Annotated in this window: 31 protein-coding genes; 10 read left to right on the forward strand and 21 right to left on the reverse strand. The window is 61.1% G+C overall.

Annotated elements, in window-relative coordinates:
• Positions 1 to 32 precede the first annotated feature (32 nt).
• Genes QMK32_RS20910 through QMK32_RS20920 form a run of 3 tightly spaced genes read right to left on the reverse strand, consistent with a single transcriptional unit; the run spans position 33 to position 1,603 of the window.
• A complete protein-coding gene (locus QMK32_RS20910) occupies positions 33 to 728 on the reverse strand; it encodes a cation efflux transmembrane domain-containing protein (RefSeq protein ID WP_283477201.1) in 696 nt (231 codons plus the stop codon).
• Entirely contained in the window at positions 728 to 1,072 is a 345-nt protein-coding gene (locus tag QMK32_RS20915; RefSeq protein ID WP_283477203.1) for an ArsR/SmtB family transcription factor, read from the reverse strand. The genes QMK32_RS20910 and QMK32_RS20915 overlap by 1 nt, the downstream gene beginning before the upstream one ends.
• Before the next feature lie 54 nt (positions 1,073 to 1,126).
• Complete coding sequence (locus QMK32_RS20920; protein WP_283477204.1) at positions 1,127 to 1,603, reverse strand: ArsI/CadI family heavy metal resistance metalloenzyme; 477 nt, start codon at positions 1,601 to 1,603, stop codon at positions 1,127 to 1,129.
• A gap of 98 nt (positions 1,604 to 1,701) precedes the next feature.
• Here QMK32_RS20920 and QMK32_RS20925 point away from each other — a divergent pair, with 98 nt between their 5' ends.
• Together QMK32_RS20925 and QMK32_RS20930 are read left to right on the forward strand one after the other, a co-directional pair.
• The gene (locus QMK32_RS20925; protein WP_283477205.1) at positions 1,702 to 2,061 is read left to right on the forward strand and encodes an Rv2640c family ArsR-like transcriptional regulator; all 360 of its coding nucleotides are present in this window, start codon (positions 1,702 to 1,704) and stop codon (positions 2,059 to 2,061) included.
• 153 nt (positions 2,062 to 2,214) lie between these two features.
• Entirely contained in the window at positions 2,215 to 4,449 is a 2,235-nt protein-coding gene (locus tag QMK32_RS20930; RefSeq protein ID WP_283477206.1) for an NADP-dependent isocitrate dehydrogenase, read from the forward strand.
• Between the two features lie 107 nt (positions 4,450 to 4,556).
• On the opposite strand, the gene QMK32_RS20935 is transcribed toward QMK32_RS20930, so the two are convergent.
• The 8 genes from QMK32_RS20935 to QMK32_RS20970 all read right to left on the reverse strand — a co-directional run bounded on the left by QMK32_RS20935 (position 4,557) and on the right by QMK32_RS20970 (position 9,855).
• Positions 4,557 to 5,363, reverse strand: a complete 807-nt coding sequence (locus tag QMK32_RS20935; RefSeq protein ID WP_283477208.1) for an urease accessory protein UreD — start codon at positions 5,361 to 5,363, stop codon at positions 4,557 to 4,559.
• Positions 5,360 to 6,088 carry an urease accessory protein UreG gene (ureG, locus tag QMK32_RS20940; RefSeq protein WP_283477209.1) on the reverse strand — a complete coding sequence of 243 codons (729 nt, stop codon included), beginning with the start codon at positions 6,086 to 6,088 and terminating at the stop codon, positions 5,360 to 5,362. The genes QMK32_RS20935 and ureG overlap by 4 nt, the downstream gene beginning before the upstream one ends.
• A complete protein-coding gene (locus tag QMK32_RS20945; RefSeq protein WP_283477210.1) occupies positions 6,081 to 6,752 on the reverse strand; it encodes an urease accessory protein UreF in 672 nt (223 codons plus the stop codon). The genes ureG and QMK32_RS20945 overlap by 8 nt, the downstream gene beginning before the upstream one ends.
• Positions 6,753 to 6,760: 8 nt before the next feature.
• Positions 6,761 to 8,470, reverse strand: a complete 1,710-nt coding sequence (locus QMK32_RS20950; RefSeq protein WP_283477211.1) for an urease subunit alpha — start codon at positions 8,468 to 8,470, stop codon at positions 6,761 to 6,763.
• Entirely contained in the window at positions 8,467 to 8,793 is a 327-nt protein-coding gene (locus QMK32_RS20955; protein WP_283477212.1) for an urease subunit beta, read from the reverse strand. The genes QMK32_RS20950 and QMK32_RS20955 overlap by 4 nt, the downstream gene beginning before the upstream one ends.
• Entirely contained in the window at positions 8,790 to 9,092 is a 303-nt protein-coding gene (locus QMK32_RS20960; protein ID WP_283477213.1) for an urease subunit gamma, read from the reverse strand. The genes QMK32_RS20955 and QMK32_RS20960 overlap by 4 nt, the downstream gene beginning before the upstream one ends.
• A 91-nt stretch (positions 9,093 to 9,183) precedes the next feature.
• Entirely contained in the window at positions 9,184 to 9,327 is a 144-nt protein-coding gene (locus tag QMK32_RS20965; protein ID WP_283477214.1) for a hypothetical protein, read from the reverse strand.
• A gap of 258 nt (positions 9,328 to 9,585) precedes the next feature.
• Positions 9,586 to 9,855 carry a hypothetical protein gene (locus tag QMK32_RS20970; protein ID WP_283477215.1) on the reverse strand — a complete coding sequence of 90 codons (270 nt, stop codon included), beginning with the start codon at positions 9,853 to 9,855 and terminating at the stop codon, positions 9,586 to 9,588.
• Positions 9,856 to 10,158: 303 nt separating this feature from the next.
• Here QMK32_RS20970 and QMK32_RS20975 point away from each other — a divergent pair, with 303 nt between their 5' ends.
• Together QMK32_RS20975 and QMK32_RS20980 are read left to right on the forward strand one after the other, a co-directional pair.
• The gene (locus QMK32_RS20975; RefSeq protein ID WP_283477217.1) at positions 10,159 to 12,225 is read left to right on the forward strand and encodes an amidohydrolase family protein; all 2,067 of its coding nucleotides are present in this window, start codon (positions 10,159 to 10,161) and stop codon (positions 12,223 to 12,225) included.
• A gap of 97 nt (positions 12,226 to 12,322) precedes the next feature.
• Positions 12,323 to 12,979, forward strand: a complete 657-nt coding sequence (locus QMK32_RS20980) for a nitroreductase family protein (protein ID WP_283477219.1) — start codon at positions 12,323 to 12,325, stop codon at positions 12,977 to 12,979.
• Positions 12,980 to 12,998: 19 nt separating this feature from the next.
• Here QMK32_RS20980 and QMK32_RS20985 read toward each other — a convergent pair whose 3' ends face one another.
• The 4 genes from QMK32_RS20985 to QMK32_RS21000 form a co-directional block, all read right to left on the reverse strand.
• Positions 12,999 to 13,376 carry a hypothetical protein gene (locus tag QMK32_RS20985; protein ID WP_283477220.1) on the reverse strand — a complete coding sequence of 126 codons (378 nt, stop codon included), beginning with the start codon at positions 13,374 to 13,376 and terminating at the stop codon, positions 12,999 to 13,001.
• A gap of 15 nt (positions 13,377 to 13,391) precedes the next feature.
• A complete protein-coding gene (locus QMK32_RS20990; protein WP_283477221.1) occupies positions 13,392 to 13,925 on the reverse strand; it encodes a DUF3558 domain-containing protein in 534 nt (177 codons plus the stop codon).
• Positions 13,926 to 14,059: 134 nt separating this feature from the next.
• Positions 14,060 to 14,833, reverse strand: coding sequence for an 8-oxoguanine DNA glycosylase OGG fold protein (locus QMK32_RS20995; protein ID WP_283477222.1), 774 nt, complete (start codon positions 14,831 to 14,833; stop codon positions 14,060 to 14,062).
• Positions 14,834 to 15,040: 207 nt separating this feature from the next.
• Positions 15,041 to 15,685 carry a TetR/AcrR family transcriptional regulator gene (locus QMK32_RS21000; protein ID WP_283477223.1) on the reverse strand — a complete coding sequence of 215 codons (645 nt, stop codon included), beginning with the start codon at positions 15,683 to 15,685 and terminating at the stop codon, positions 15,041 to 15,043.
• Positions 15,686 to 15,794: 109 nt separating this feature from the next.
• Between QMK32_RS21000 and QMK32_RS21005 the strand changes: the two genes are divergently transcribed.
• Positions 15,795 to 16,955: an alpha/beta hydrolase family protein gene (locus QMK32_RS21005; RefSeq protein WP_283477224.1), complete on the forward strand. Its 1,161-nt coding sequence runs from the start codon at positions 15,795 to 15,797 to the stop codon at positions 16,953 to 16,955.
• Positions 16,956 to 16,998: 43 nt separating this feature from the next.
• Here the strand turns inward: QMK32_RS21005 and QMK32_RS21010 are convergent, their stop codons facing one another.
• Positions 16,999 to 17,376: a hypothetical protein gene (locus QMK32_RS21010; protein ID WP_283477226.1), complete on the reverse strand. Its 378-nt coding sequence runs from the start codon at positions 17,374 to 17,376 to the stop codon at positions 16,999 to 17,001.
• 15 nt (positions 17,377 to 17,391) lie between these two features.
• Positions 17,392 to 17,925 carry a DUF3558 domain-containing protein gene (locus QMK32_RS21015; RefSeq protein ID WP_283477227.1) on the reverse strand — a complete coding sequence of 178 codons (534 nt, stop codon included), beginning with the start codon at positions 17,923 to 17,925 and terminating at the stop codon, positions 17,392 to 17,394.
• Positions 17,926 to 18,084: 159 nt separating this feature from the next.
• Between QMK32_RS21015 and QMK32_RS21020 the strand changes: the two genes are divergently transcribed.
• Positions 18,085 to 19,515, forward strand: coding sequence for a coniferyl aldehyde dehydrogenase (locus QMK32_RS21020; RefSeq protein ID WP_283477228.1), 1,431 nt, complete (start codon positions 18,085 to 18,087; stop codon positions 19,513 to 19,515).
• 48 nt (positions 19,516 to 19,563) lie between these two features.
• Complete coding sequence (locus tag QMK32_RS21025; RefSeq protein ID WP_283477229.1) at positions 19,564 to 20,682, forward strand: NDMA-dependent alcohol dehydrogenase; 1,119 nt, start codon at positions 19,564 to 19,566, stop codon at positions 20,680 to 20,682.
• A 56-nt stretch (positions 20,683 to 20,738) separates the two neighbouring features.
• Here the strand turns inward: QMK32_RS21025 and QMK32_RS21030 are convergent, their stop codons facing one another.
• On the reverse strand, positions 20,739 to 21,155 hold the full coding sequence (locus QMK32_RS21030; RefSeq protein ID WP_283477230.1) for a DUF4234 domain-containing protein: 417 nt from the start codon (positions 21,153 to 21,155) through the stop codon (positions 20,739 to 20,741).
• A 334-nt stretch (positions 21,156 to 21,489) separates the two neighbouring features.
• A complete protein-coding gene (locus QMK32_RS21035; RefSeq protein WP_283477231.1) occupies positions 21,490 to 22,599 on the reverse strand; it encodes an NAD(P)/FAD-dependent oxidoreductase in 1,110 nt (369 codons plus the stop codon).
• A 346-nt stretch (positions 22,600 to 22,945) separates the two neighbouring features.
• Between QMK32_RS21035 and QMK32_RS21040 the strand changes: the two genes are divergently transcribed.
• Positions 22,946 to 23,461, forward strand: a complete 516-nt coding sequence (locus tag QMK32_RS21040; RefSeq protein WP_283477232.1) for a putative immunity protein — start codon at positions 22,946 to 22,948, stop codon at positions 23,459 to 23,461.
• Between the two features lie 72 nt (positions 23,462 to 23,533).
• Here the strand turns inward: QMK32_RS21040 and QMK32_RS21045 are convergent, their stop codons facing one another.
• The gene (locus QMK32_RS21045) at positions 23,534 to 24,295 is read right to left on the reverse strand and encodes an HD domain-containing protein (protein WP_283477233.1); all 762 of its coding nucleotides are present in this window, start codon (positions 24,293 to 24,295) and stop codon (positions 23,534 to 23,536) included.
• 362 nt (positions 24,296 to 24,657) lie between these two features.
• A complete protein-coding gene (locus tag QMK32_RS21050; RefSeq protein ID WP_283477235.1) occupies positions 24,658 to 25,005 on the reverse strand; it encodes a hypothetical protein in 348 nt (115 codons plus the stop codon).
• 223 nt (positions 25,006 to 25,228) lie between these two features.
• On the opposite strand from QMK32_RS21050, the gene QMK32_RS21055 reads away from it, so the two are divergent.
• On the forward strand, positions 25,229 to 25,702 hold the full coding sequence (locus QMK32_RS21055) for a 5' nucleotidase, NT5C type (RefSeq protein WP_283477280.1): 474 nt from the start codon (positions 25,229 to 25,231) through the stop codon (positions 25,700 to 25,702).
• A 104-nt stretch (positions 25,703 to 25,806) separates the two neighbouring features.
• Positions 25,807 to 26,451 carry a vWA domain-containing protein gene (locus tag QMK32_RS21060; protein ID WP_283477236.1) on the forward strand — a complete coding sequence of 215 codons (645 nt, stop codon included), beginning with the start codon at positions 25,807 to 25,809 and terminating at the stop codon, positions 26,449 to 26,451.
• Positions 26,452 to 26,572: the final 121 nt, after the last annotated feature.

A 26,572-nucleotide genomic window follows, 5' to 3' on the forward strand; every position in this document is an offset into this window, starting at 1 on the left:
AGCATCTCGGCCCGGGAGAATGCATGAAGCGCTCAATCGCAGCAATCGCAGTCGGTCTCGTCAACGGTGAGTCCGCCAGAGATGGGTGTTGCGCAGCAGGTATCACCCTTCCACGCACCGAGGCCTTCTTTGACTGCGAGACCTGCGACGGCGAGGGCGGCAATGGGGTCGGCCCAGGACCACCCGAGAAAACTGTTGAGGAGTAGGCCGACGAGCACGACGGCCGAAAGGTACGTGCACAGGAGAGTCTGTTTGGAATCGGCGACAGCAGTTGCCGATCCCAACTCACGGCCGGCCCGACGCTGTGCCCAGGACAGAAATGGCATGACGGCCACACTCACCGCGGTCAGAGTGATGCCGACCGTCGAGTGTGTAGCCACTTCCGATCCGAACAGTGCGCGCAACGCGTCCATCGCCACATAGGCGGCGAGTGCGAAGAAGGAGAAGGCGATGATGCGGAGCGCGATCTTCTCCCGGGACTCCGGGTTCGTGGCCGAGAATTGCCATGCCACGGCGGCAGCGGATGAGACCTCGATGATCGAGTCCAAGCCGAAACCGATCAACGCGGTGGAGGACACTCGTGCACCCTCGGTGATGGCGATCGCAGCTTCTATTACGTTGTAGGTGATCGTCGCAGCGACGAAATATCGGATGCGACGGCCCAGCACGGCTCGGCGCTGGGCCGTCGGAGAAGCTGTGGGAAAGGGCATTCCCAGTTCTGCGGACATCAGCAGCATCCGTCAACGTCGGAAGTGAGACAACACGTCGGATCAACGGCAAGTACGACAGCGAGCAAATCGTCGAGCGCGCGACCGATGTTGGCGTCTGCCAACTCGTATCGAGTCCTTCGGCCGTCGGGTACTGCCACCACCAGGCCGCATCCACGAAGGCAGGCGAGGTGATTGGACAGTTTTTGGCGGGTCACGCCCAGGGAATCGGCAAGTTCGGCCGGATATCGCGGCTCGGTCTTGAGCGCGAGCAACACCTGCCTGCGCGTCTCATCCGAGAGTGCGTGCCCGAAGCGTGACAGCACGGAAATATGGGTCAGTAGGTCCGCGCCGTCCTGGTACATCCAAATCTGTAATCAGAAAAGGCTGAATCATCCTGGGTCGACGTTGGTCCGCGGTCAGCAGCAGGCGGGTGTCGATGGCGTGGCGCTCGCCGATGAGTCTCCGCCGCAACACGTGGGCTCGCCCTTGATCGGTTCGTTCGGTAAAGACGGGCTGGTTCCGAAAGTGTCCGAGTCGGCGAGGACGGTATAGACCTCCCAGCGTTCACCGGAAGGTCCGCTGACCCACACTTTGTCCTGTGTCGCGAAACAGCACGTGGTGCCGATCTCTTCGTCGGTGAACAAGCCTTCGCCGGTCAACCGGGCGATTTCGTCGTGAACCTGGGCCGAGGACTCGACTTCGATGCCCAGGTGGTTCAAAGTCCCTCCCTGTCCGACGTTTTCGATGAGAACGAGTTTGAGTGGTGGTTCTGCGATCACGAAGTTGGCATAGCCCGGCTTGACCTTCGACGGACCGGTTCCGAAAAGTTTGGTGTAGAACGTGACCGCTTGATCGATGTCGTCGACGTTGAGGGCGAGTTGGGCGCGTGACATTTGGAGTACCTCCACCTGTGTGACGTATGTCGAATTGCTTACTCAGTCACAATGCGCGCGGATTCGACATAAGTCAAGAAGGTAGTAGTCTGGGGTGCATGCCCAAGACGTTGCCGCTGATCGATGCCACGGCCCCACTCTGCTGTGCGCCAGTCTCTGCGCAGCCGATGGCCGACGGCGAGGCCCTGGAATTGGCAGTGCGGTTGAAGGCTCTCGCGGATCCTGCGCGCCTCAAGCTGCTCTCGGTTCTACTGACCGACGCTGTGGGGGAGATCTGCACGTGCGACCTCGCGGCAACGATAGGGCTGGCCGAGTCGACGGTCAGTCACCATCTCGGCCAGCTCAAGAAGGCAGGCATGGTCGTTGCTGTCCGTCGGGGCATGAATGTCTACTACTCCGCGCGTACCGAGGCGCTCGACGCGCTGCGTGTGGTGCTCGACCCCCATTGCTGCACCTGATCGGCGGTGACGGCATTTCGGCCACGGCGGCGTGATGCTACTGGTAAGTAGGGGTCGTATCCCGCTACTGCTCCGCACGGCGCCGGATCGAAAGCTTAAAGTTGGGGGGACGTATCCAAAAGACGACGTTGAAAACTGAGGCAAAGGCGAAACATGACTGCGAAACAGCCGACCATCATATACACCCTGACCGACGAGGCGCCGATGCTTGCGACGCATGCGTTTCTGCCGGTCGTGCGTGCGTTTGCCAGTGCGGCCGACATCGACGTTGCATCGAGCGATATCTCCGTGGCCAACCGCATCCTTGCCGAGTTCCCCGATTATCTCTCCGAGGATCAGAAGGTGCCGGACAACCTGGCCGAACTGGGTCGGCTGACGCAACTGCCCGACACCAACATCATCAAACTTCCGAATATCAGCGCCTCGGTGCCGCAGCTGATCGCGGCCGTGAAAGAGCTTCAGGGCAAAGGTTTCGCGATCCCGGACTTTCCAGGGAATCCGAAGACCGACGAAGAGAAGATCATTCGTGATCGCTACACGAAGTGCCTTGGCAGTGCGGTCAACCCCGTTCTCCGCGAAGGTAACTCCGATCGCCGCGCGCCGAAGGCCGTGAAGGAATACGCCCGCAAGCACCCGCACAGCATGACCGAATGGTCGATGGCATCGCGCACCCACGTTGCGCATATGCGCAACGGCGATTTCTACCATGGCGAAAAGTCCACGGTCGTCGATGGCGATCGTGACGTGAAGATGGAACTGTTGACCGCCGACGGCGAGTCGATCGTCTTGAAGCCGAACGTGTCGCTCAAAGACGGCGACGTCATCGACTCGATGTTCATGAGCAAGAAGGCATTGCTCGACTTCTACGAGGAGCAGATGCAGGACGCCTACGAAACCGGCGTCATGCTTTCGCTGCATGTGAAGGCAACCATGATGCGGGTCTCGCACCCCATTGTGTTCGGGCATGCTGTCCGTGTCTTCTACAAAGACGCATTCGCCAAGCACGGCGACCTGTTCGAAGAGCTCGGTGTCAACGTCAACAACGGCCTGTCCGATCTGTACAGCAAGATCGAGACGCTTCCCGCCTCCACGCGTGACGAGATCATCGAGGATCTGCACAAGTGTCATGAGCATCGGCCGGAACTGGCCATGGTGGATTCGGCACGCGGAATCTCGAACTTCCACTCTCCCAGTGACGTCATCGTCGATGCATCGATGCCCGCGATGATCCGGGCCGGCGGCAAGATGTGGGGCGCCGATGGTCGTCCGAAGGACACCAAGGCCGTCAACCCCGAGTCCACGTTCGCGCGCATCTATCAGGAGATGGTGAACTTCTGTAAGACGAACGGCGCGTTCGATCCGACGACGATGGGCACCGTCCCCAACGTTGGACTGATGGCGCAGCAGGCCGAGGAATACGGTTCGCACGACAAGACTTTCGAGGCACCGAAGGCCGGCATCGCCAACATCACCGATGTCGCCACCGGTGAGGTGCTGCTGACTCAGACCGTGGAAGAGGGCGACATCTGGCGCCTGTGCATCGTGAAGGACGCACCGATCCAGGACTGGGTTGCGCTGGCTGTGCGCCGCGCCCGCGAGTCGGGAATGCCGGTGGTCTTCTGGCTCGATCCGTACCGCCCGCACGAGAACGAACTGATCGCCAAGGTGCGCACGTACCTGAAGGATCATGACACCGAGGGTCTGGACATCCAGATCATGTCGCAGGTTCGTGCGATCCGGTACACGATGGAGCGTCTGGTCCGCGGGCTCGACACTATCTCCGCGACGGGCAACATTCTGCGTGACTACCTCACCGACCTGTTCCCGATCCTCGAATTGGGCACCAGTGCAAAGATGCTCTCCATCGTTCCGCTGATGGCAGGTGGCGGACTGTACGAGACCGGTGCAGGCGGTTCGGCGCCGAAGCACGTCAAGCAGCTCATCGAGGAGAACCACCTGCGGTGGGATTCGCTTGGTGAGTTCCTTGCTCTGGCCGTCAGCCTGGAGGATCTCGGTAGCAAGACAGGTGGCAAGGCAACCGTTCTGGGCAAGGCACTGGATGCGGCGACAGGCAAGTTGCTCGAGAACAGCAAGGGGCCCTCGCGCAAGACCGGTGAACTCGACAACCGTGGCAGCCAGTTCTATCTCGCGCTGTACTGGGCGCAGGAGCTCGCCGAGCAGACCGAGGATGCGGAATTGGCGAAGCACTTCGCCGGGTTGGCAAAGGCGTTGGCCGACAACGAAGAAAAGATCGTCAAGGAACTCAACGACGCCCAGGGAAAGGCCGTCGAGATCGGTGGTTACTACTACCCGAACCCCGAGACCACCGCTGCCGTCATGCGTCCGAGCAAGACGTTCAACGATGCGTTGGCGGCTGCGCAGAAGTAATTCGATCGCTTGAATGGTCCATTCATACGACGCAATCGTATGAATGGACCCCTCTATCGATACAGATCGGACCTGTATCGATCAGTTTTGACCCATGGCCGGCACACTCACTCTGAATCAGCTGAGTGTGTCGGCGAAACGGCCTGCGTGGCAATGATTTCCGACTTCCGACGGTGGTCCGCCGGGTCGAGGTACTCTTTCGACCAGCGGTCCCACGAGAGGTCGACCACGGCCTGAGCTTCGTGCGCTTGCAAAGCCAATGCCCGCGCAAGAGCCCCCGCGCCCGCCAGCCGCGTCTCGTGCACGCCCTCGGCTGCTCCCGGCCGTGCTCCGGCGAGTAGCACCGACGCCATCGTGCGATTGCTACCGAGCACCCCTGGCAGGTCGCGATGCGCAGTGTCACGCAGATCGAGGTCCTCCACCAACAGGGGCTTGCCCACGTGATCAACCCGCATCGTCGAACGTAGGGGCCCGCCCCCGTCCTCGTAGGTGCGCCCGAGGACGAGTGTTTCCGAGATCAGGGCGCGAGCGCCGTCGCCGAGGCCGATCTGGGTATGCCTTCGCACGTTGGCTCCGGCGGTCACGACGAACGGCGCAGAGCGCCAAACCAACTGGGCATCATCGTCGACCCGGATCGACGCCGACCACGACGCCGAACCACCCTGTGCGTGATAGGCCACCGTGCCGGACGGTTCGACCAGTTCGAGCCACACTCCAGTGCCGACATGGATGTCGAGTCGGAGATCGTCTCCCGCCAGGAGCATCGCGTAGCTCCCGATCAGCGCCAGCCGCGCAACCGGTCCGTCGACGTGCAACGGTTGCGCGCGAAGGAATGTGCCGGAGCGCATTTCGGTGAATCGTGCCCGGCCACTCACCAACTCGACATGGACCTTCGTCGTAACCGTTTCGGTCACGTATGACTGTGCTGCGTGCCGTCGGAGTGACTGTGCGGCGCCATCGGGCCCGGATCCCGGGGCACGTGACGGCCGTTCCTGTGATCGTCGAGGATCTGTCGTACCCACTGCGCGAGTCTGGCGATAGCGTCGGTGTCGTCCCAGCTCAACGCCAACACTGGAAGCCCATCCCGGGCCTCCTTGGCGTCGGCCACCATCTGCTCGACGTCGACGCGCACGTATGGAGCGAGGTCCACTTTGTTCACGAGCAGTAGGTCTGCGCGTTCGATGCCGGGGCCACCCTTGCGTGCCACATCGCCACCCCCTGCGACGTCGAGACAGAAGATCTGCGCGTCCACGAGAGCGGGGCTGAATGTGGCGGTGAGATTGTCGCCGCCACTCTCGACGATCACCAGATCGAGTGGTGCGAACTCGGCTTCGAGATCCTCGACCGCCAGCAGGTTGGGGGTGATGTCGTCGCGGATCGCAGTGTGCGGACATGCACCGGTCTCGACGGCGTGGATGCGTTCGACGGGAAGCACTCCCGCCGAGCGAAGCAACCGTGCATCCTCGTCGGTGTAGATATCGTTGGTGACGACGGCGATTTCCAGTTCGTCGGCGAGGGCACGGCAGATAGTGGCGATCAATGTGCTCTTGCCGGTGCCGACGGGGCCTGCGATGCCGAGGCGCAAAGCACGCCGCGGTGGTGCGTCGGCGCCGTTGGTCTGTTCGGTCTTGTCAGGCAATGAAAATTCTCCTTGTTTTACCAGCGTGGTTCAGTGACCACTGTTCGGCTTCTGGCGCGGTGGCGGCGAGCATGTCGTCGACGGATTCGACGGCGAGGACGTTGTCGACCAATGTGTCGATCAGTGGTTCGAGAGAAAGTACCCACGAGACCGGGTCGACGGGATCGATGGGCGCGAGCTTGAGCGTTGCCGAAGCAACAGTTTGGATGTCGTCGTAGAAACAAACGCGAGCAACGGCCGCTTCACCAATACCCATGACCGCAGCGACGGCGCCCAGGGCGACGGGACGCATCGGTGCGCGATCGATAGCCACGAGCGCCGTGACCGCGGGGTGCTCGGGCCACAGTCTCAGTGCCATTCGGACCAGTCCGCGCCCGAGCATTCCCGAAACGTTGCGCAGCGGTTCGCTGGTGGTCCGGGCGAGAAGAGCATCGTGAACGGACTCGAGTCCCGACGGGTCGTCGGATTGTGCTGCACGATAAGCCAATACAGCAGCCGATGCCTCGACTGTTGCCACCGTCCGGCACCGCGCTCGGATGTAATCCGGAACTCGCTCGGGCGGCATGCCCGCCACTAGCGCCGGCTCCAAACCGCCCGAATAGATGTGTCCGCCAGTGGGGAGCCGCGCGTCGCCCAGGAGGAGCGCTCCGATATGACCGGTCATCGATTCGCCTAGAACATCGTGTAACGCTGCGCGAGCGGCACTACGTCCACCGGCTTCGGCCGGACAAGTTCGCCGTCGATGGAAATCGCGAACGTCTCCGGGTCGATGTCGAGTTTCGGCAGCGTCGTGTTGTTGGGCATGGACGCTTTGCCGATATTGCGAGTCGGGCGGACAGCAGCCAACTTTCGGGTCAGTCCCAGCCGGTCGGCCAGTCCATCGTCGAGTGCTGCCTGCGAGACGAACGTCGTTGCCAGGTGTGCGGCGGAGGCAGCCTCAGCCGGCAACGTCGGGCGAGTCAGGACCGGCTGCGGATTCGGCACCGCACCATTCGGGTCGCCGAGCGGCGCTGCGACGATTGCCCCGGATTTGATGACCGCCCATGGGCGGATCCCGAAGAACGCCGGATCCCAGAGAACGAGGTCCGCCATCTTGCCGCTCTCCACCGACCCGATCTCGTGATCTATACCGTGCGCGACGGCGGGGCAGATCGTGTACTTCGCTACATAGCGGCGTGCCCGCTCGTTGTCGGCAGGTTCGGAGGAACCCAGTGAACCGCGACGGTTCTTCATCACGTGCGCCACTTGCCAAGTGCGGCAGATTACTTCGCCGATCCGACCCATTGCCTGCGCGTCGGACGAGGTGATCGACATCGCGCCCATGTCCTGCAGGATGTCCTCTGCAGCCATCGTCGAGGCCCGAATTCGAGACTCCGCGAATGCCAGGTCCTCGGGCACTTTCGGATTGAGGTGGTGGACGACCATCAGCATGTCGAGGTGCTCGTCGACGGTATTGACGGTGTACGGGAGCGTCGGATTGGTCGATGCAGGAAGCACATTCGGCTCGCTGACCACCGTGATGATGTCGGGGGCGTGGCCACCACCTGCGCCCTCGGAATGGAACGCGTGGATGCCGCGTCCGGCAATAGCGTCGAGAGTGCTTTGCACATAACCAGTCTCGTTGAGGCTGTCGGCGTGCAGTGCGACCTGCAGACCGAACTCGTCGGCGGCGCGCAGCGATGCGTCGATCGCGGCCGGGGTTGCACCCCAATCCTCGTGGATCTTGTATCCGCCGGCACCTGCCAGCGCGTCTTCACGCAATGCTCCCTGCGACACGGTGCTGCCCTTGCCGAACAGGATGACGTTGAGAGGGATGTGGTCGAGTGCACGGTGCATCATCGTGAGCGCCCATGCGCCGCCGGTGACAGTGGTCGCCTTCGATCCTTCGGTGGGCCCGGTGCCGCCGCCGATGACCGTCGTTGTGCCGGTCGCCAGTGCTTCGCGCATCTCGATTTCACTGAGAAAGTGCACATGCGTGTCGACGGCACCCGCGGTGAGGATCTTGCCTTCTCCCGAGATCACATCGGTGGCAGGCCCGATCTGCATGTCGGGGCGGATTCCGTCCATGATGTCGGAGTTGCCGGCCTTGGCGACCGCCACGATTCGACCGTCACGGATTCCGACGTCGGCGCGGACGATGCCCCAGTGATCGAGAACGACCGCATTGGTGATCACAACATCGAGCGCGCCCTCGGAACGCATCGAATGGCCTTGGCTCATGGATTCGCGGATCGTCTTGCCTCCGCCGAACGTGGCTTCGTCGCCTCCGGCAGTGCGATCCTCGGCAACCTCGATCCACAGGTCGGTGTCCGCCAACCTGATCTGGTCACCCGTCGTCGGCCCGTACAGCTGTACGTACTTGAGGCGATCGATCCAACTCATGACTTCTCTTTCGCCGATGGAGTGTTGGTATCGGTCTTGATCTGGAGGCCCGGTACGCGTGTGCGGCCGCCCAAAGCCACGAGGTCGACCATCCGGCTTACCCCGGGTTCGAGTCGTACCGACGTGCCTGCAGGCACATCGAGACGGAAGCCTTCGGCTTGGTCACGCTCGAAATCCAAGGCCGAGTTGGCGTCGGGCAGATGCAAATGTGAGCCGACCTGTATTGGCCGGTCTCCGGTGTTGACCACCAGGAGGGTGCGGCGCTCCCGGCCGGCATTGAGTTCCACGGCCTCGGGGCGTAAGCGAAATTCGCCGGGGATCATTGGATCGGATCCGTGATGGTGACCAGCTTGCGACCGTCGGGAAAAGTCGCTTCTACCTGAATGGCACCGATCATCTCCGGGACGCCTTCCATGACCTCTTCCCGGCTGAGCACGTTCCTGCCCTCGGTCATCAGTTCGGCGACGCGTCTACCCTCGCGGGCTCGCTCCATCACCCAGCAGGACAGTAGCGCTGTCGCCTCCGGATAGTTCAGGACGACGCCTCTTTCACGTCGGTCACGGGCTACCATCCCGGCCACACTCAGGAGCAACTTCTCCGTGTCCGATGGAACCAGTTGCATCGATCGACCTCGTGTTTCTTTGCAGGAAAATTCGACTTTAGTCATGGAGACAAGGGATCCGGCCGAACGCCCTGTTACGTTTGGTTTAAATTTACCGAGTGCCAGGAGCTCTGGGTGGCTCGGGTGGAAGTGTTCCACCCTCGTCGGCCCAACGATCGAGCTGCTTGGCCGCGGGTTCTGGAATAGTCTTCTTCCGCTTGAACAGTCCTTCTACTGCATTCTTCAACTTGCCCATGGCCGAAGCATAGCGCGACTGGGCGAGCACATCGGAGTACGAGAGCGGGTCGACTTCGACCGGGCAGCGTGCCGAGAACGTTAGATTCTCGCCGGTCGGGTATTTCGCGAAAAAGGTCTAGCGCTCAGGGTTTTTCGGCGACGTATGACTTTCGGCCGTCAAGCCTGCATAGGTTCAGGCCGTCCGGGAGCGACCATTCCAGGCTGCACGTGGCGTCATGCTCGTTGACCTCGTGATGGTAGAGCGACCGCAATCTGACTACGAAGCAAGGAGTAGCCCGACGGCTGCGCTGCACGTCGGCTCGACGCCTGCTGCACGCTGAGCGTTCTTGATCCGGTTGCCGGTGTTGTAGTAACCGACGAGTGGGGCGATGACAGTCCATCCGAGTAATAGAAGAACGAGCATGGGGCCGGCGACGGGAGCGCTTGTGCGGCGATCGAAGTCCGCCAACTCACGATGGATCTTGTAATCGAGACGAAGTGATAGATAGATGATCGAGCCACCCTGGCTGTCTTGAATGCCAGTCATTTCTTAATCTCGTCCCGAAGGAGCGGTCATCATCGAGAACCACCTGTGAACGCGAAATGCGTACCTGTACAGGATGATCCGCCTACTTCAAGGCTCGAGGACCGAATCGCTCTTCGAACGTATGACGGCCGGTCGGCGGAGGAACTGAAGTGCCGGTTGTGTGATTTGTCATAATCCAAAGAACGGTTTCAGTCTCGTTAGTGCCCCAGTTTCCAAAATGGTTCAAAAGTGCGGACCCCGAGTCCAATTCGATCTACGCTTTTGCGGGAGTCGAGCCTTTCAACTGACGGGACCACGGAACACATGGCCATCCTCTCGCGGCGCATACGCCTCCTCTCTCAGGCGCTGGCCGCGGCGCTCGCTTTCTCCGTCGCGTCGGCGGGTCTGTCAGTCGCCCAGCCGACAGCGGGCCTCGACCCCCTCGCTGAGAATCCCGTCTACGGTCTCGCCAACGGCTGTTATGCGCTCCAGGCTGGGCCGAGCGGGGAGTTCGTACGGCGAGTCGGCGACGGCTACCGCGCCGACGCCACCGCGGAAGAAGCCGAACCGTTTCGACTCCACGCCGCCCAATTGGGCCGGTTCATGTTCTTCGGTCCGGAAGGTGACCTTCTAGCTCATGATGGCAATAAGTCAGTGGTTTCGACGCGCGATGCCCTCCCGAATACTGACTGGACACTGACCCACACCGACGGTGAGTTCCGCGTTACCGCGACCGAGAACGGCAACCAACTTACCTCCGTCGATTCCGGTCTGACTCTGACCGATCCTGGTGGAAATTCAGATGACGGCCAGTTCACTGTCACTCCGACGGACGGATGCGCCGACTTCCCCGACTCCGAAGTCAACGCCACCGGTACACCGTCGACCGCCACCGGACCCAACGGTGAAGTCCGTGGCTTCATCGACACGCACGTGCATCTGGACGCGTCGGAGTTCATGGGCGGAAATGTCCACTGCGGCAGACCGTTCGACCCACAGGGTATAACCGCCGCCCTGCAGGACTGCCCCGACCACGGCAGCACCGGAAGGCCCGCCCTGCTCGAGCAAATTCTTTCGGGTGGCTCACCGTTCGAGGAACACGACACCACGGGATGGCCGACCTTCGCGGACTGGCCTGCCCAGGACTCGCAGACCCACGAACAGACCTATTACAAGTGGGTCGAACGCGCCTGGCGCGGTGGACTGCGCATCTTCACCAACATGTTCGTAGCCAACCGCGTGTTGTGCGAGCTGTATCCGAGTAAGCGCAACCCGTGCAACGAGATGGACACCGTCCGAATCCAGGCCGCGCAGGTCCGCGACATGCAGGACTACATCGACGCCCAGTACGGCGGGCCAGGCAAAGGCTGGTTCCGTATCGTCAGCTCACCGGAGGAGGTCCGCCGGGTGGCGGCCGACGGCAAGCTGGCCGTCACCCTGGGCATCGAGGTCTCAGAAATGTTCGGCTGCACCCTGCGTAATGACAAGCCGCAGTGCACCGAAGCTGACATCGACGAAGGTCTCGACGAGGTGTACGGAATGGGTGTCCGCCAGGTCATCCTCACCCACAAGTTCGACAACGCCCTCGGCGGAACACGATTCGATCCCGGCCTCACCGGTGTTGCGGTCAACATCGGAAACTTTCTGGGAACAGGCAAGTTCTGGAAGGTAGAGCCCTGCACCGGTGAGGCCGCCGACAATCCGCTCATGTCGATCATCCCGGGGAATCTCGGGAGCATGTCTGCCGAACTACCGACAGGCAGCTCGGGACTCAGCTACCCGGACGGCCCGCAATGCAACACCCGAGGACTTAGCGCTCTCGGTGAGCATGCGGTCGAGGGCATGATGGACCGCGGCATGATCGTCGACATCGACCACATGAGCGTCAAGACCGCCGACGACACCTTGAAGATGCTCGATGCCGCTCATTACTCGGGTGTGGTGTCGAGCCACGGTTGGACCGATCCGACCAACGTGCCTCGTATCTACGCGCTCGGTGGATTCGTCTCGGAGTATGCAAGTACACCGGCCGATTTCCTGAAGAGTTGGCGTACATACCGGGCGGAGCGCAATGACGACAACTACTACGGCTTCGGCTTCGGCGCCGATACCAACGGATTTGCCCCGCAAGTTCCACCCCGCGCGGATGCCGCCGAGAATCCGCTGAGCTACCCGTTCACCACGTTCGACGGCGGTACCGTGATGGACCGTCAGCGCACCGGCGAACGAGTTTTCGACGTCAACACCGATGGTGCGGCACAGTACGGGTTGATCCCGGACTGGATTGCAGATGCGCAACTGGTGGCCGGTGCGGACGGCGACCAATTCATCGAGGACCTCAGTCACGGTGCCGAGGCTTACCTGCAGATGTGGGAGCGCGTAGCCAAATGAATCGCGGATATCGGAAGCCACACGGTGAAGGCAAGCGATCTCCTCGTCATCGATCGCGGGAAGGTTGAGCTCCAGTGAACTGGGGCATGATCGAAGGATGACTTCGTACCCGACTCTCGACCTGACACCTGACGAGCTACTGACCACGACGCGTACCGTCCGCAAGCGTCTCGATCTGACGCGGCCCGTGCCGTTGGACGTGATCAAGGAGTGTCTGGAGATCGCGTTGCAAGGTCCGTCCGGATCGAACCAGCAGGGTTGGCAGTGGGTGGTGGTCACCGATCCGGACCTGCGTTCACAGATCGGCGCGATCTACGGAGAACTGTTTGCCAAGTACCAGGCGTCGAAGCACTCAGCGAACGCTCTTTTCGCCGACGATCCCGAGCGGGGGCCGATCCAGAAGCGTGTCGGAGACAGTGCCGGGTGGCTCGGTGAACACATGGGTGAAGTGCCGGTGCTGTTGATTCCCTGCATCAAGGCAGGCAAGGTGCTCCCGAGTGGCAATCAAGCCGGACTGTGGGGCTCATTGCTACCGGCTGTGTGGAACTACGCCCTGGCTGCCCGGGCACGTGGCCTCGGAACCGCTTGGACCACAATACATCTCGCCCGTGAAGCGGAGGTGGCCGAGATTCTCGGCATCCCCGAGGGGTTTCATCAGGGTGCGCTGATTCCGACGGCCTATTACACGGGTGAGACCTTCAAGGTGGCACCGCGCGATCCTATCGAGACTGTTCTGCACGTAGACCGCTGGTAGCCAGCGGAGGGGCTGTCGGCTACCTAGGCCCGTTCTGGCCGATCGATGCGGCGTTCTGCTGGTCGACGTCCTCTGCGGCTACGAAGAATTTTCGAAAGACTGCTTGCATCGATGTGACGACGTCGATATGGCTTTGCAGGACGTCGACGAGGTTGTTCGGGCCGCCCACGGCCTTTTGGGAGAACTTGCGGGCAAGAGCGATTCCGGAATCGAAGGTACCGAACCCTTCGACGTTTCCCAGTTCGCGTGCCGCCGCCGTGTTGTATTCAAGAGTCTCTAGATATTCGCTGCATGCTTTGTCACAATGCCGTGCGGCCGTCGGATCGAGTTGCAGTTGCCCGTCGGTTGCTGCGGTTGCGAGGCCGTTCCAGTAGTCGATCGGAGATTGCAAAGCCATGGTGTTCCTTCTCAGTTATATCGACGGAGGAAAGTACTGCTGGAGGTCGATGGTGTGTCGGCGGACCAGCTCACATGGGTCACCCTGGGGTGGGGCCGTTCCGAGTGCGTCGACCGAGATCATTGCGACACCCTCGGCGGTATCGAAGCTTGTACCGCAGCCCTCTTCTGAGGGCCTGCCCTCGAACAGGTACTCGAGGGCGGGTCGGCCGCTCACGCTGACTTCCTTGAAGTCCCGAAACGCAACGTTTTGACGAACCTCGTCGAGGGTGAATCGAATCGAGAACAAGACATCGAAGCGGTACCAGGAATCCTCTTGCGGGCCTTCCCACCCGCAATTCGTCCAGGCCTTGACGCTCATCCCTTCCAGCCATCCTGACCCAGTCTCCGGTTTGAGCCCCGTCGCCGCGATCGCGTCGTCCGGGATGCTGCAGGGTTCGAATTGCTCGGCCTGCCCTGGCACCCCTGCGACGGCTACTCCCTCGACGGGTTGGCTGCAGGCTGTGAGGACGGCGCCGACCGCTAGAAGTGGTACCCACCGGCGCTGCATCGGACCCCCATCCGTTGGACTCGTCGTTAGGTTAGACGCAGAGACCCCGGTTTTGGTTCCACCCTGGCTATCACTCCTCCGCCGGTGGGGGTGTAGCAAATTACATCGTCGATGTATCTGTGGCAGTGCGCGGTTCAGAACAGAGTCGGCTGCGCGTTACTGCCGAAGCGTGCTTCGGACTTTCGAGCGCTCCACCGTTGAACGAGCCACATCTCGATCAGTTCTGGGCTGGTGCCGATATCGATAGCCCAGTTGGAAAGTAGTTGTACGTAGCGGTCGTAACGACGCCGCGTGAAGCCGGTGACAGCGGGATCTTCCAGCCACCCCTCGTGAATGAGGGTGGACACCCCGTACTGGTCGATCAACTGAGCGCGCCCACCGTCCACGGATGCTTTGGCTGCCCAGAGAAACGTGGCCATAAGGGATGTTCCGACACCTGGGGTGTCGGGCCATCCGGACCAGGATCCGTTCGGGAGTTCCGGTACTACGCGGTCACGTATGCATCGTTGGAGCACCGTCAATGTTTTCGCAACTGGATTCTCGTCTGGACGCGTCAAATGTGGGTTGTGGACGTCGGGGAATCGCCGTATCGCTTTGCGGTTCTTGTGGCTGCCCTGCCATGCGGCACACAGAAAGAGGAGGCCGAGCGAGTCGTGGTCGCCGTCGGCGAGATCAGTGCCGATGTGAAGGTCGTTGCGCTGTACAGTCGCTACTCCGTCGGAGACGAGGTGCCCGTCGAGGTCGCGTCCGCGAAGTCGAATATCGTGACCTGCGCGGTCGAGATGATTGTTCCACCAGTCGAGGTCGATCTCGACACCATCGTCCAGAACGTGCAAATCGTACGTGCGCAGCTGGCACCACTGCACACAGGCTGATGGTGGTGCGAAACCTTCGTCGAATCGTGACATGCAGACATCTTGGCATCCCATACCGACAGGAAGGCTCAGCAGAACTGAATCCGGTTGCGCTCCCGGGCTCCGCGATACCGGTCAAAGTTCAGTAAATTTGTGCCGCAACGCTTTCCATTAAATCTTTCTGCTGGGGGAAGCTGCAACCCAACTGGGGGATTGGCTGGGCAACCGAGTCCGAGCACGAGAACCCCGGCTCGGTGGCAGTCAATGGGCATGTGATCCAGTAAGTAGCAGGGCGAGCATCAGTGCACACAATTCGGTCTCGAAGGCGTCGAGATCGCGCCACACGCCAGCCACCCGATCGCGCTCCCATGACGCGAGCGCGGAGACCACAAATCGCGCGGCCAGTGCCACCCGGGCGGGGCGGTCTCCGGTGGGTAGGTGCCTGAGTTCGGTGGCGATGTCCATAAGTAACCGTTGCAAATTTTCCAGTCCGGGAATCGGCGGATAGGTCGAGTCATCAGGCATCAGCGGCTGTGGCGATGCGACGAAATCGCTGCGGATGCCCGCCAGCCACTGTTCGTTGAACCGAGCCCAGTAGGAGGGCGAGCATGCCGCGATCTCGGTGACAAACGGGCGTACATAAGCCTCGACCAGTGCGCCGAGCCGGTCTTGTGCGTCTTCGGCTGCGGTATGGAGTTCGCGGACCACTGCGTCGCTGGTGGCCCTACGCGACCACAACTCGATCAACAGTGCATGCCAAGACCCGAAGTAGTAATCCACTGCACCGTTGTTGCGCTGCCCGGCAGCTCGAATGACTTCGCGCACCGAGACGCCTGCTAGTCCTCGCTCGGCAATCAGTCGCTCAGCGGCATCGAGAAGCTCCTCGCGGGTGCTCGGGGCAGGCATGGACCTGAGACTACGGCAGTGCTAATGTCCCGATTAGGTCACTTGACCTAAATTGCTGAATCCAGCTTGGGAGAATGAGATCAACACACACTTGCACCGGGGAGTTCGCTTGGCTGCTGTCCTCGCGACGGCCGGCCTGATGGTGGCCTGTGGTTCCGCAACCGGCGAGCGCTCTGAAGCGGAACAGCCAAAAGAGCACGGCACGCTGTTGGCTACTCAGCCACTTGCTGGCGACGCTGTCCTGCCCGGCGCCGTACGTAGCGAGCAGATCACCTACCTGTCCCGTGGGCCGCAGGGTGATGACGTCGAGGTGTCCGGCTCGGTGTCGATCCCCGCAGGCGAGGCTCCGGAAGCCGGCTGGCCGGTAATCAGCTGGGCGCACGGGACTACCGGGGTTTCGGACGCCTGCGCGCCGTCCTCCGGAACAGTGCCCGGATCAGACGGTGAATATCTGCGCTACGTCAACGAGACCTTGGACCAATTCCTGCGCGCCGGTTACGTGGTTGCGCAGACGGATTACGTCGGGCTGGGGACGTCGGGGATTCATCCGTACATCAACGGAGACTCCGAAGCTGCAGCCGTCACCGATATCGTGCGCGCAGCTCGCCAGCTGGACTCCAGCGTCGGCACAGGCTGGTACGCCGCCGGGCATAGCCAAGGCGGGCATGCAGCATTGTTCGCCGCTGACCAGGGACCGGACCTAGCACCGCAACTCGAACTGCGTGGTGCAGTGTCGATCTCGCCGGGCAACAACCTCGGTGACACTGTCGAGTACTTCGTGGCCGGCGGTACCGAAGCTCGCGCGGTACTGGGATACCTGCCCTTGATATTGCTCGGCGCGCAGGCAGCCGATCCCGCTCTTGACGCTTACAACTACGTCACAGACGAGATGACGCCGCTTTTGGAGGCTGCGAAGGTCGGTTGCACCGACGCTGTGTGGGCGCTCGCCGACACGGTTCCGCTGGACAAGGTGATCCGTCCCGGGGCTGACTTCACTCCGCTGGTGTCCTACTTGACCGAGCAAAACCCCGATCGTCTCAGTCCTCGTGTACCGACGCTTATCCTGCAGGGCGGCGGGGATACTTCGGTGACCGAACCGGGTTCCGCGGCTCTCGCTGAATCATTGTGCGCGAAAGGATCTCAGGTCGGTTACACCGTCTACGATGGGCTCGATCATGTGCCGACGGTGGGTGCCTCAGCCGAGGACACTCTCGCATTCCTTGCCGCAATCGAAGGTGGGCGGACACCGGCCGGTCTCTGCGGAGACTGATCAGGGCAAGAGAAGCCGGCGGGCGGAACGGATAGCGACTCGGTTACCGCGGTCCGTGCTGACCGATCGAGGTTGCGTTGTGCTCGTCGACGTCCTCCGCAGTGACGAAGAACTTTCGGAACACTGCTTGCATCGCCGTGACGACGTCGATATGGCTTTGGAGGACGTCGACGAGGTTGTTCGGGCCACCCACGGCCTTTTGCGAGAATTTGCGGGCGAGCGCGATTCCGGATTCGAAAGTACCCATACCCCGAACGTCTCCCAGCATGCGCGCTGACTCTTGGTTGGATTTTAGGGTCGCCAAATACTCGGTGCATGCCGCGTCGCAGTGTCGTGCGGCCGCAGGGTCGAGCAGTAGATGCCCATCGTCAGCTGCGGTAGCGAGACCGTTCCAGTACTCGATCGGAGAATTTGGAGCCATTTCGATTCCGTCCAGCTAGATCGAGGGTGGGAAGTACTGACTGAGCTCGGCGGTGTGTCGGCGGATGAGCTCACACGGGTCGCCTGGCGGTGAGGCTGTTCCGAAGGTCCTGAGCGTGAACATCACAACGCCCTCTGTGGTGTCGAAGCTGGTGCCGCAGCCTTCGTCTATGGGCATGTCTTCGAGTCCGAATTCGAGGGCCGGTCTTCCGCCCAAGCTGATGTCTTGGAAATCCTGAAATGCAGGGTTTTGTCGAACCTCGTCGAGGGTGAACTGAATCGAGAACAGGACACTGAAGCGGTACCAGGAATTGATTGTCGGGCCGTCCCAACCGCACGCCGTCCAGGCCTTGACGCTTATCCCTTCCAGCCATCCTGACCCAGTTTTCGGATTCAGCCCCGTCGCCGCGATGGCGTCGTCAGGGATGCTGCAGGGTTCGAATTGCTCGGCCAGCCCCGGCACCCCCGCGACGGCCGTTCCATCGACGGTTTGACCGCAGGCTGTGAGGACAGCGGCCACCGCGAGAAGTGGTAACCATCGGCGCTGCACGGGACCCCCATCTGTTCGGCTCGTCGTTGGGTTAGACGCACAGACGCCTGCTTCGGTTCCGTCGATGGTGGTCCATTTCGGTTTCGGGTTGGTCAGTTTCGAGTTCCACTCACCGGGACCTGGGCGCGAGTGATGTGGCCCAGCTCATAGCGTTCGGACATGGCTCAGAACAGCACAGATTCAGCGCGCATTACCGACATCCTCGATCGTCAGCGCGCGGCAACGAATACCGAGGGCCAGCCCTCAGCCGAGCTGCGGCGACAGCGGATTCAAGCTGTCATCGACATGCTCGTCGCGCATCACGAAGGCCTCGTCGAAGCGATGGACGCGGACTTCGGTGGACGCCCACGCGGTTACTCCCTGATGAACGACGTACTCGGCACGATCACCAGCTTGAAGAACTCGCGTGACAACCTCGAGACGTGGATGGCTCCGCAGGATCGGGCTGTGTTCGCCCCTTATGACCAGCTCGGCGCCAAGGCACACGTCCGGTATCAGCCGAAGGGCTCTGTCGGCATCCTCGGCACCTGGAACGCTCCGCTCTTCACAGTTCTCAGTCCGTTGGCGGGCGTACTCGCTGCCGGTAACCGTGCCGTCCTCAAACCATCCGAGGTAGTGCCCCGCACCGCCGCACTCCTCGCCGAAATCGTCGACGCGTCCTTGGATCCCGACGTCGTCGCCATTGTCACCGGTGGACCCGATGTGGCCGAACTGCTGACCTCGCTCCCGTTCGATCACTTCGTCTTCACCGGCAGCTCCTCGGTCGGCAAGCTGGTCATGGCGAATGCCGCTAAGAACCTTGTTCCGGTCACACTGGAGCTGGGCGGTAAGTCCCCGACAGTGATCGGCCTCAGCGCCGACATCGATGCCGCGGCTTTCCGGATAGCTGTCGCCAAAACCACCAACGCCGGCCAACTCTGTGTCAACCCGGACACGACGTATGTTCCTCGCGAACTGCTCGAACAGTTCGTCGCGTCGACCGCGAAGGTATACGCGGAGCTGCTGCCGACGATCGAAGGCAACCCCGACGCCGTCTCCGTGGTCAACGAGCGCCATGCTGCCCGCGTCGACGGCTACATCGACGACGCCGTTGCCCGCGGTGCCCGTGTCGAGATTGCTCCGGCCGGTGCGATGCCCAGCGAGGGTGGACGTCGTCCGCTTCGGATGGTTGTCGATCCACCTTCCGACTCGGTCATCCGTAGTGAAGAGATCTTCGGTCCTGCCATGGTGGTTCTCGGCTACGACAATCTCGACGACGTCCTCGCCGAGATCAACTCGGGCCCACGTCCGCTGGCTCTGTACTACTTCGGCACCGATGCTGAGGAACAGGCAAAGGTGTTGGACCACACTCTGTCCGGCGGCGTCACCATCAATGACGTGATGATGCACCCCGGTCTTCAGGATGCACCGTTCGGCGGTGTCGGAGCCTCCGGCATGGGCCACTACAACGGCCGTGAGGGCTTCGAGGAGTTCAGCCACGCACGTGCGGTGTTCGAAGCTTCGGCGGTGGAACTACGCCGCGATTGGGGTGTGCTGCCCCCGTATGCAGACGGCTTCTACACCGCGATGGCTTCTCAAGTCACCCCGTAATTCTTTCCTGCACCGATCCCTTAGAACTCTCATCGAGGAGCACACACCGTGAAGACCCGTGGCGCGATCATTCGCAGCACCCCCGGCACATACGAAATCGTCGAGCTCGACCTCGACGCGCCCCGCAGAAACGAGATCACCGTCAAGATGGTGGCTTCTGGCATCTGTCACTCCGACGATCACATAGCGAAAGGTGATCACGCTGTAGGTGTTTACCCGATCTGTGGTGGGCACGAGGGCGCCGGCGTGATCGTCGAGGTCGGTCCGGAGACCATCGGCTTCGAAGAAGGCGAGCACGTGCTGTTCTCGTTCATCGCGGGTTGCGGAAAGTGTCGCTGGTGCGCAAAGGGCATGCAGAACCTGTGCGATCGTGGTGCCGCCATCATGACCGGCGGTCGCCCCGACGACCCGAACAGTTTTCGGTTGAGCCTCGACGGAGAGGTCGTGGCGCAGACATGCGGTTTGTCCACCTTCAGCGAATACACCACTGTTAGTACTGATTCCGTCATCAAGGTTGCCGATAAGAGTCTGTCACTGGAATCGCTGTGCCTGCTCGGCTGCGGCGTCGGCACCGGCTGGGGCGCGGCGGTCAATTCTGCGGAGATCTACCCGGGCCAGACCGTGATTGTCATTGGTATCGGCGGGATCGGCATCAACGCAGTCCAGGGTGCCGCGCACGCCGGCGCTGCGCACATCCTGGCCGTCGATCCTGTTGCCTTCAAGCGTGACAGCGCTTTGAAGTTCGGTGCCACACAAGCATTCTCGACTCTCGAGGAAGCAGCCGATGTTGCACGTTCGCTGACCAACGGACAGGGCGCCGACGCAGCCATCGTCACTATCGGTGTCACTACCGGTGAGCACATCGCGCAGGCATTCTCATCGATCCGCAAGGCCGGTGTGTGCGTGGTTACGGGTCTTGGGAAGATGACCGACGTCGGGATCCCCATCAGCCCGATGGAATTGACGCTGTACCAAAAGCGTTTGGTGGGATCGCTTTTCGGTGCTTCGGCACCGAGCGCTGACATCCCTTGGCTGATCGATCTCTACAAAGCCGGCAAGCTAGAGCTCGACGGTCTGATCACTCAGACCTACACGCTCGACGACGTCGCCCGCGGCTTCGAGGACATGCACGCCGGCCTCAACCTGCGGGGCGTCATCCGGTTCTGATGTCGCTGACATCGCCCTCGGAACCTAGGTTCCGAGGGCGATGATTGCGCCCAGTGTCAGGCAGCGAGCGCAACAACCGTTCCAGGTTCTGCAGAGTCGAAGTGTTCGTTGATTTTGTTCAATTGCACCTGGTAGTACAGCGACTGCAATCCGAAGACGAAGCAGAGCAGCAAGCCGACTACTGCACTGCAGGTCGGTTCGATGCCTGCCGCACGCTGCGCATTCTTGATGCGGTTACCGGTGTTGTAATAGCTGATGAGTGGGGCGATGATCGTCCACCCAAGCAGCAAAATTACAAGCATCGGGCCCGCGACCGGGACGCTCCTACGGCGGTCGAACTCTGCCATTTCCCGGTGGATTTTGTAGTACCAGACGAAGTGATAGATACCGAGGGTGATCAGCGGGAGGCCGATCCATACGGCGAAGGGATTGCGAGTCTTCATCGCGAGGCCTCGAGCGATCGGGGAAGTCATTGGGTCTCCATGATGGAAACGCGGTGGATCCGCGTATGCGCATGGATCTTTGCACGAACTTGCGGTTATGCAGCTTCGTTCGACGTGCGGTGTTCACGAATCATTTGAGTGAATGACACGCTCCTGCCGAAGTTGGTTACCGTCGAAACTGCGACTATCCGAGCGGCTCCGCATGAGGATCCGAGGCCCTCCTCCAGTTCGGAGCCTTGACTCGGTGTTTGTGCAGCCGCCGCTATGTGAATGAATTCGGCAAAGCGCTTGCTAGTTCTGTCCGGTCGCGTCAACCACGTGAGATTCGCACCTCGGAAGGCGGCAGGTGGCTGCTTGTTGCCAACTACGACCAGCTGTAACTGATGGGGCCGCGGTGACCGAACCACATCGTGGATGAGCATATTTGCTCCTTGACCAGAGCGGCTGGACGTCCGGTGAGCGTTGCGCTTGACCGTGGACGATCGGCAGAGTTCGTCAGCTGAAATACTGCATTGCGCCTCCCTAAGCTGACGCATTGGCCGACGAACTTGGGGCGCAACGGTTTCGGCGTCGTGCCAGCTACGAGATTCAGGACCGTTTCCGCGGCGTGGACGCCGGTTGGAATAGCAGCTTGGCAGCTCATACGAAGTGGGGAACCGATAATTGCCGCCGCATCTCCGGCCCCGATTACCGTCGAGTTGCTGTTGCTGATCAGGGTGTCATCCACGGTCAGAGCTCCACGAGGGTCTGTGCTCAGCCCGCTACGCCGAGCGAGGTCAGGAACACCGAATGCGGCCACATCTATGATGAGATCGCTCGTCAGGAAATTCCCGTCCGACAATTCCACGCCACCGTCGGCGATACCGAGCACTGCGGTGTCGTCGATGATCTCGACGTCGGCGGCAATGAGATGGGAGTACAGAAGGCGTCGTCCACGCTCGCTGACGGTGGGGGCCAGTCGCTGATCGGAAATCAGCCGAATGCGGTGGCTGGTGCTCTCGGCTAGTTCTGCTGCTGTTTCGATTCCAGTGAGTCCGCCGCCGATGATCGTGATTGTCGAACGAGGAGGGAGCTGTTCGATGCGCGAGCGAGCGCGTTGTGCCTGCTCGAAAGTTCCGATCGTGACTGCATTGGCAGCAGATCCGCGAATCGAATCGGTATGGCTGTGGCTGCCGACTGCGTAGATGAGGTAGTCGTAGTCGAGAGAGCCACTAGCCAGCTGAAGTCGTTGCTCATGGAAGTCGATCGACTCTGCCGCGCCGATTCTCAATTCTATCGACGTGGGAAGGATCGACCTGAGGGGTGTTGCAGCTGCATGGGTACCGGAAATGAACTGATGCAACCGAATTCTTTCGATGAACTGGTCGCGTTGGTCGACCACCGTGACGTCCGCATCGACGCCGCGTCGGGCAAGGCGTTGCGCTGCACTGATACCGGCATAGCCTGCGCCGAGAATGACTACCTTCACTGTCATAGTGCGATCTACCTCCGAGGCCGAGAGTCATCCTCACCATAGTCGGGTCGCTGCAAGCGATGTCGGTGACTTAGGTCGCACGTAAAGGCACCGGGTCGGCATATTCGAAACGTATCGGGAGAACATTCAGCAAGCCATACCGATAGTGGCACTGACTCCTGGGGGCGTGACGGGTGTTTGGGCTAGGAGCTGTCGAAGGATGGAATTCCTCCGCGTGGTGGAGTCGGATACCCGTCGTGGGCTACGAATAGGATCTCGATGAGTCCGCGGCTCAAACGATGCTGTCCGAGAGCTATAGACTCTGACCTTCCGGTGATCGACGACGCGACCCAAGTACGGAGCTGCGGTGATTCTGCCCGAGGTTCGAGATACTCGCATGGTGACTGTCCGTCGAGGTGGCTTTCTGACGGATACTGATCACCGGTTGCTCGCCCTGTGGGCCGCGGAATGCGCCGACCATGTTCTGTTTCTTTTCGAGCGCGAACGGCTTTACGACGCGCGCCCCCGGGACGCGATTGCGGCCGCTCGGGCGTGGGCAGATGGTCGCCAACCGATGATGCAGGCGCGTGCAGCTGGAGGGCATGCGATGGGCGCAGCGAGACCCCTTGGAGGTGCGGCCCGCTTCGCTGCGTACTCGGCTGGTCAGGCCGCGTGTGTCGGACACGTTGCCGAACATGATCTGGGGGCGGCAGCGTATGCGATCAAGGCAGTGCGCAGTGCGAACCCTCACGACCCAGATGCGGGCACGCTTGAACGAGATTGGCAGCGCAACAAACTGTCCGAACCGATTCGTGAGCTGGTTCTCGAAGATCAAGCCCGTCGTAACGACATATGTTGGCGAGCCTTCTCGGACGAACCATGAAATCCGTCAGCGATGTTCCCAGTCCGACGAGATCTATTTGTCGGCTGGTGGGGGAGGGAATGCTTCGAAGAGTCAGGTAAACGCCCCTTCGTCCGATTCGGATTCCTCGCGCAGTGATTCGGCCAGCCTATCGAGGCAACTGGTGAGCCGCTCGAGCCCGTCGGGATTCAGCCCCAGCTCGGTTCCGTGGCTTAGTGTCATTTGCTGGAAGATCGGCACCAACGGTGCGTATTTGGTGCGCAATCGATTTCGCTTGTCGAGATCGGTGAGGGCACTCAGGCTACCGGCGTTGTCGATGAAGTCTGTGACTTTCACCAGAAAGACTCGTGGATCGGTGATGACGGCTTTCACGTGCTCGACGTAGGTCACGTTCTTCTGTTCTTTGGTGAGCCCGGCCGGACGCGGCGGGTTGGTGACGGACCAGACGGTGTCCGACACTGTCCTACTGAAATGAGCTGTCAGCAATCGCGCGGCTTCAACTCTCGGATTCGCGCTGTGGTCGCCATCCATGAGTTCGACGAGTCGCACGGGTTGGTCTTCGACGGTGTCGTGCAAGACTGCTGCGGCGAGGACCTCTTCGTCGCGGCAGTTGAATCGTATGAGTCGCAGTGTATTTCGTAGTGGATGAGTAATGTACGGTTCGGCGGTGCCGTTTTGCCCGGGTCGGGTTTGGTCACGATGCGCCTGGGATGCGAGACCCATCGCGCTCTGTACGAGGGGTTGATCGCCGACCTCGTAGTTGATCGAGAGCGTGAGCATCGCGGCATTCATGTCATGAAGTGGCAACTTCCGAAAGTTGTTTCCGACGACGTCGGCGGTTCTTGAATCAGTCATAGGTGTCCTTGCAGAGTTGGTGCGGGAATGTGGGCGGCCTGGAGGCTCGGCCCGATATTTTCACTGTAGCGGGTAGCTCCGACAAGATGGCAGCCACGCTCCTACAGTCTCGGTTGCGCGCAATCGCCGGTCACGCAACGCAAAACGCGCCTGCGACGGAAATGCTGAGGCCGCAACATGCAAGATTTTCCTCCACGCTGCACTCGATCGAGTACAGCGTGGAGTGTTCGACCGGGCTGCAGACTGGATTCGGTCAATCGACTGAACGACCCATGCCCGAAGTTCAGCACATCACAGGCCAGCTCGTGGCCTGACTATGAGCGCAATGCCACAGCCTCGAAATCCACTGCTATTACATGCGATCAGAATGGGTTGTAGATGGCAATCGTGCGAAAACTACCTGAAGACGAACCCGTCGGGATCTGGACCGACCCCAGGGTGTGGTCGACGCCCGACGGATCAGTCTGCCAGCACGAACTCTGTCCGTGGAAACTGAAGCACCAGATCGGCTGGCTGGTTCCGAACGGGCTGATGATCATGGAGTCCCCGCTGCGTGAGCCGTAGGCGGCCGGATCGAACGCACTGACATAGTGCTCCGTCACCTCTGTTGTGAAGATGTTGTCGTATGGCCTCTCGGCAGCGGCCGGCGTCGCGACCAGTGCGGCAAACCCTACTGCGAGTGCAGATGCGGCGAGAGTCTTCTTCAGCATTCGTGCTCCGATCATCGAGGGCCTCGGCCCAGTAAAGGATAAATCGGTGACAGTCGAAGCCGCGTTACCAACCAGCTGGCTACGTGCATAAGCCTACCCACGGAGGTTGTCGGACCCGTGTGTCATCATTGAAATACAGAACAGGTTCAGGTTCTGCATTCCGGCGGTGATGTTCCCGCCATTCCTCCCTCCCGATGTACCTCGTTCGGTGCGTCGACGAAAGGTGCCTGCCATGGCCATGAAAATTCTCTACATCGATCTCGATAACACGCTGGTCAACTTCCAGTCCGGCATCGATCGGACCGACCCAGCTGACCTCGTCGAATACGAGGGCGACCTCGACGAGGTGCCGCACATCTTCTCGAAGATGGATCCCATCGAGGGCGCGCTCGACGCATACCGCACGCTCGCAGCAGTTTTCGATACCTACATCCTGTCCACGGCGCCGTGGAGGAACCCGAGCGCATGGCACGACAAGGTGCTGTGGGTCCAGCAGCATCTCGGGATGGAGGATGGATCGGTCGCGTACAAGCGTCTCATTCTCTCGCATCACAAGAACCTGAACCGCGGGGACTTTCTGGTCGACGACCGAGATAAGAACGGCGCCAACATATTCGAAGGCGAATGGCTTCAGTACGGGAAGGAACCGTACAAGACCTGGGACGACGTGACGGCCTATTTGCTCGACCGCGCCTGAAAGGGCGGACGTTACAGGTTTCATCATCACTGTCGGTACCCCTCGGTATCGTTTTCAACATCACTTCATCGCGTCGCTTCGACGCACTTCTTCAGGAGGCTCATGTGACCAATCCACAGCTCTCTCTCGTTGCTGCCCTGCTCGACCGTTCGGGCTCGATGCATTCCATTGCGGACGACACCCGCGGCGGGTTCGATTCGTTCATCGGAAAAGAGCGCGAGCAGGACGGAAATACCGTCGTGACGCTGGCGCAGTTCGATCAGCAGTACGAGCTGGTCTACAGTTCGCAGCCGATCCGAACGGTGCCGCCGCTGGTGCTGCAGCCCCGCGGCTCAACGGCACTGTACGACGCCATCGGTCGGCTCATCACCGACGTCGGCGTCGAGCTCGCTGCAGTGCCCGAGAACGAGCGCCCCGGCTCGGTCACCGTTGTGGTGATGACGGACGGTCACGAGAACGCGAGCAAGGAGTGGACCAATACCGCTGTGCGCGAACTGATCGCGCAGCAGGAGAAGGACTACCAGTGGGACTTCGTGTTCCTGGGGTCCAACATCGATGCCGTCGATGTCGGCACCGATCTGGGCTTTGCACGCGACAAGTCGATGACCTACGTGTCGACGACCGTCGGCGTCACTGCGGCCTTCGATTCGGTGGCGAGCTATCAGGACCGCAAGCGGGCACAGGTCTTCGGTTCCCCGCCGGCGCGGGGCTTCTCCGAGGCCGATCGCCGTCGGGCGCGTGGGGAGTGAGCAAGAAGGGCAGCAGCGGTGCGGCGGAGGCGATCATCGAGGTGATCTTCTTCCTCTGCATGGTTGCGGCAGTAGTGGGCTGGGTGTTCAGCTGAGGTACTAGCCTCCCCCCGGGTAAGAG

Origin of the sequence: Rhodococcus sp. H29-C3 (assembly GCF_030063405.1) — a bacterium.
Classification (GTDB): domain Bacteria; phylum Actinomycetota; class Actinomycetes; order Mycobacteriales; family Mycobacteriaceae; genus Rhodococcoides.

Excerpts from the sequence above, each read along its gene's own strand:
- QMK32_RS20910 (WP_283477201.1), bottom strand. The coding sequence starts at position 728 with ATGTCCGCAGAACTGGGAATGCCCTTTCCCACAGCTTCTCCGACGGCC.
- QMK32_RS20915 (WP_283477203.1), bottom strand. The coding sequence starts at position 1,072 with ATGTACCAGGACGGCGCGGACCTACTGACCCATATTTCCGTGCTGTCA.
- QMK32_RS20920 (WP_283477204.1), bottom strand. The coding sequence starts at position 1,603 with ATGTCACGCGCCCAACTCGCCCTCAACGTCGACGACATCGATCAAGCG.
- QMK32_RS20925 (WP_283477205.1), top strand. The coding sequence starts at position 1,702 with ATGCCCAAGACGTTGCCGCTGATCGATGCCACGGCCCCACTCTGCTGT.
- QMK32_RS20930 (WP_283477206.1), top strand. The coding sequence starts at position 2,215 with ATGACTGCGAAACAGCCGACCATCATATACACCCTGACCGACGAGGCG.
- QMK32_RS20945 (WP_283477210.1), bottom strand. The coding sequence starts at position 6,752 with ATGACCGGTCATATCGGAGCGCTCCTCCTGGGCGACGCGCGGCTCCCC.
- QMK32_RS20950 (WP_283477211.1), bottom strand. The coding sequence starts at position 8,470 with ATGAGTTGGATCGATCGCCTCAAGTACGTACAGCTGTACGGGCCGACG.
- QMK32_RS20955 (WP_283477212.1), bottom strand. The coding sequence starts at position 8,793 with ATGATCCCCGGCGAATTTCGCTTACGCCCCGAGGCCGTGGAACTCAAT.
- QMK32_RS20960 (WP_283477213.1), bottom strand. The coding sequence starts at position 9,092 with ATGCAACTGGTTCCATCGGACACGGAGAAGTTGCTCCTGAGTGTGGCC.
- QMK32_RS20965 (WP_283477214.1), bottom strand. The coding sequence starts at position 9,327 with ATGGGCAAGTTGAAGAATGCAGTAGAAGGACTGTTCAAGCGGAAGAAG.
- QMK32_RS20970 (WP_283477215.1), bottom strand. The coding sequence starts at position 9,855 with ATGACTGGCATTCAAGACAGCCAGGGTGGCTCGATCATCTATCTATCA.
- QMK32_RS20975 (WP_283477217.1), top strand. The coding sequence starts at position 10,159 with ATGGCCATCCTCTCGCGGCGCATACGCCTCCTCTCTCAGGCGCTGGCC.
- QMK32_RS20980 (WP_283477219.1), top strand. The coding sequence starts at position 12,323 with ATGACTTCGTACCCGACTCTCGACCTGACACCTGACGAGCTACTGACC.
- QMK32_RS20985 (WP_283477220.1), bottom strand. The coding sequence starts at position 13,376 with ATGGCTTTGCAATCTCCGATCGACTACTGGAACGGCCTCGCAACCGCA.
- QMK32_RS20990 (WP_283477221.1), bottom strand. The coding sequence starts at position 13,925 with ATGCAGCGCCGGTGGGTACCACTTCTAGCGGTCGGCGCCGTCCTCACA.
- QMK32_RS20995 (WP_283477222.1), bottom strand. The coding sequence starts at position 14,833 with ATGTCACGATTCGACGAAGGTTTCGCACCACCATCAGCCTGTGTGCAG.
- QMK32_RS21000 (WP_283477223.1), bottom strand. The coding sequence starts at position 15,685 with ATGCCTGCCCCGAGCACCCGCGAGGAGCTTCTCGATGCCGCTGAGCGA.
- QMK32_RS21010 (WP_283477226.1), bottom strand. The coding sequence starts at position 17,376 with ATGGCTCCAAATTCTCCGATCGAGTACTGGAACGGTCTCGCTACCGCA.
- QMK32_RS21020 (WP_283477228.1), top strand. The coding sequence starts at position 18,085 with ATGGCTCAGAACAGCACAGATTCAGCGCGCATTACCGACATCCTCGAT.
- QMK32_RS21030 (WP_283477230.1), bottom strand. The coding sequence starts at position 21,155 with ATGACTTCCCCGATCGCTCGAGGCCTCGCGATGAAGACTCGCAATCCC.
- QMK32_RS21035 (WP_283477231.1), bottom strand. The coding sequence starts at position 22,599 with ATGACAGTGAAGGTAGTCATTCTCGGCGCAGGCTATGCCGGTATCAGT.
- QMK32_RS21045 (WP_283477233.1), bottom strand. The coding sequence starts at position 24,295 with ATGACTGATTCAAGAACCGCCGACGTCGTCGGAAACAACTTTCGGAAG.
- QMK32_RS21050 (WP_283477235.1), bottom strand. The coding sequence starts at position 25,005 with ATGCTGAAGAAGACTCTCGCCGCATCTGCACTCGCAGTAGGGTTTGCC.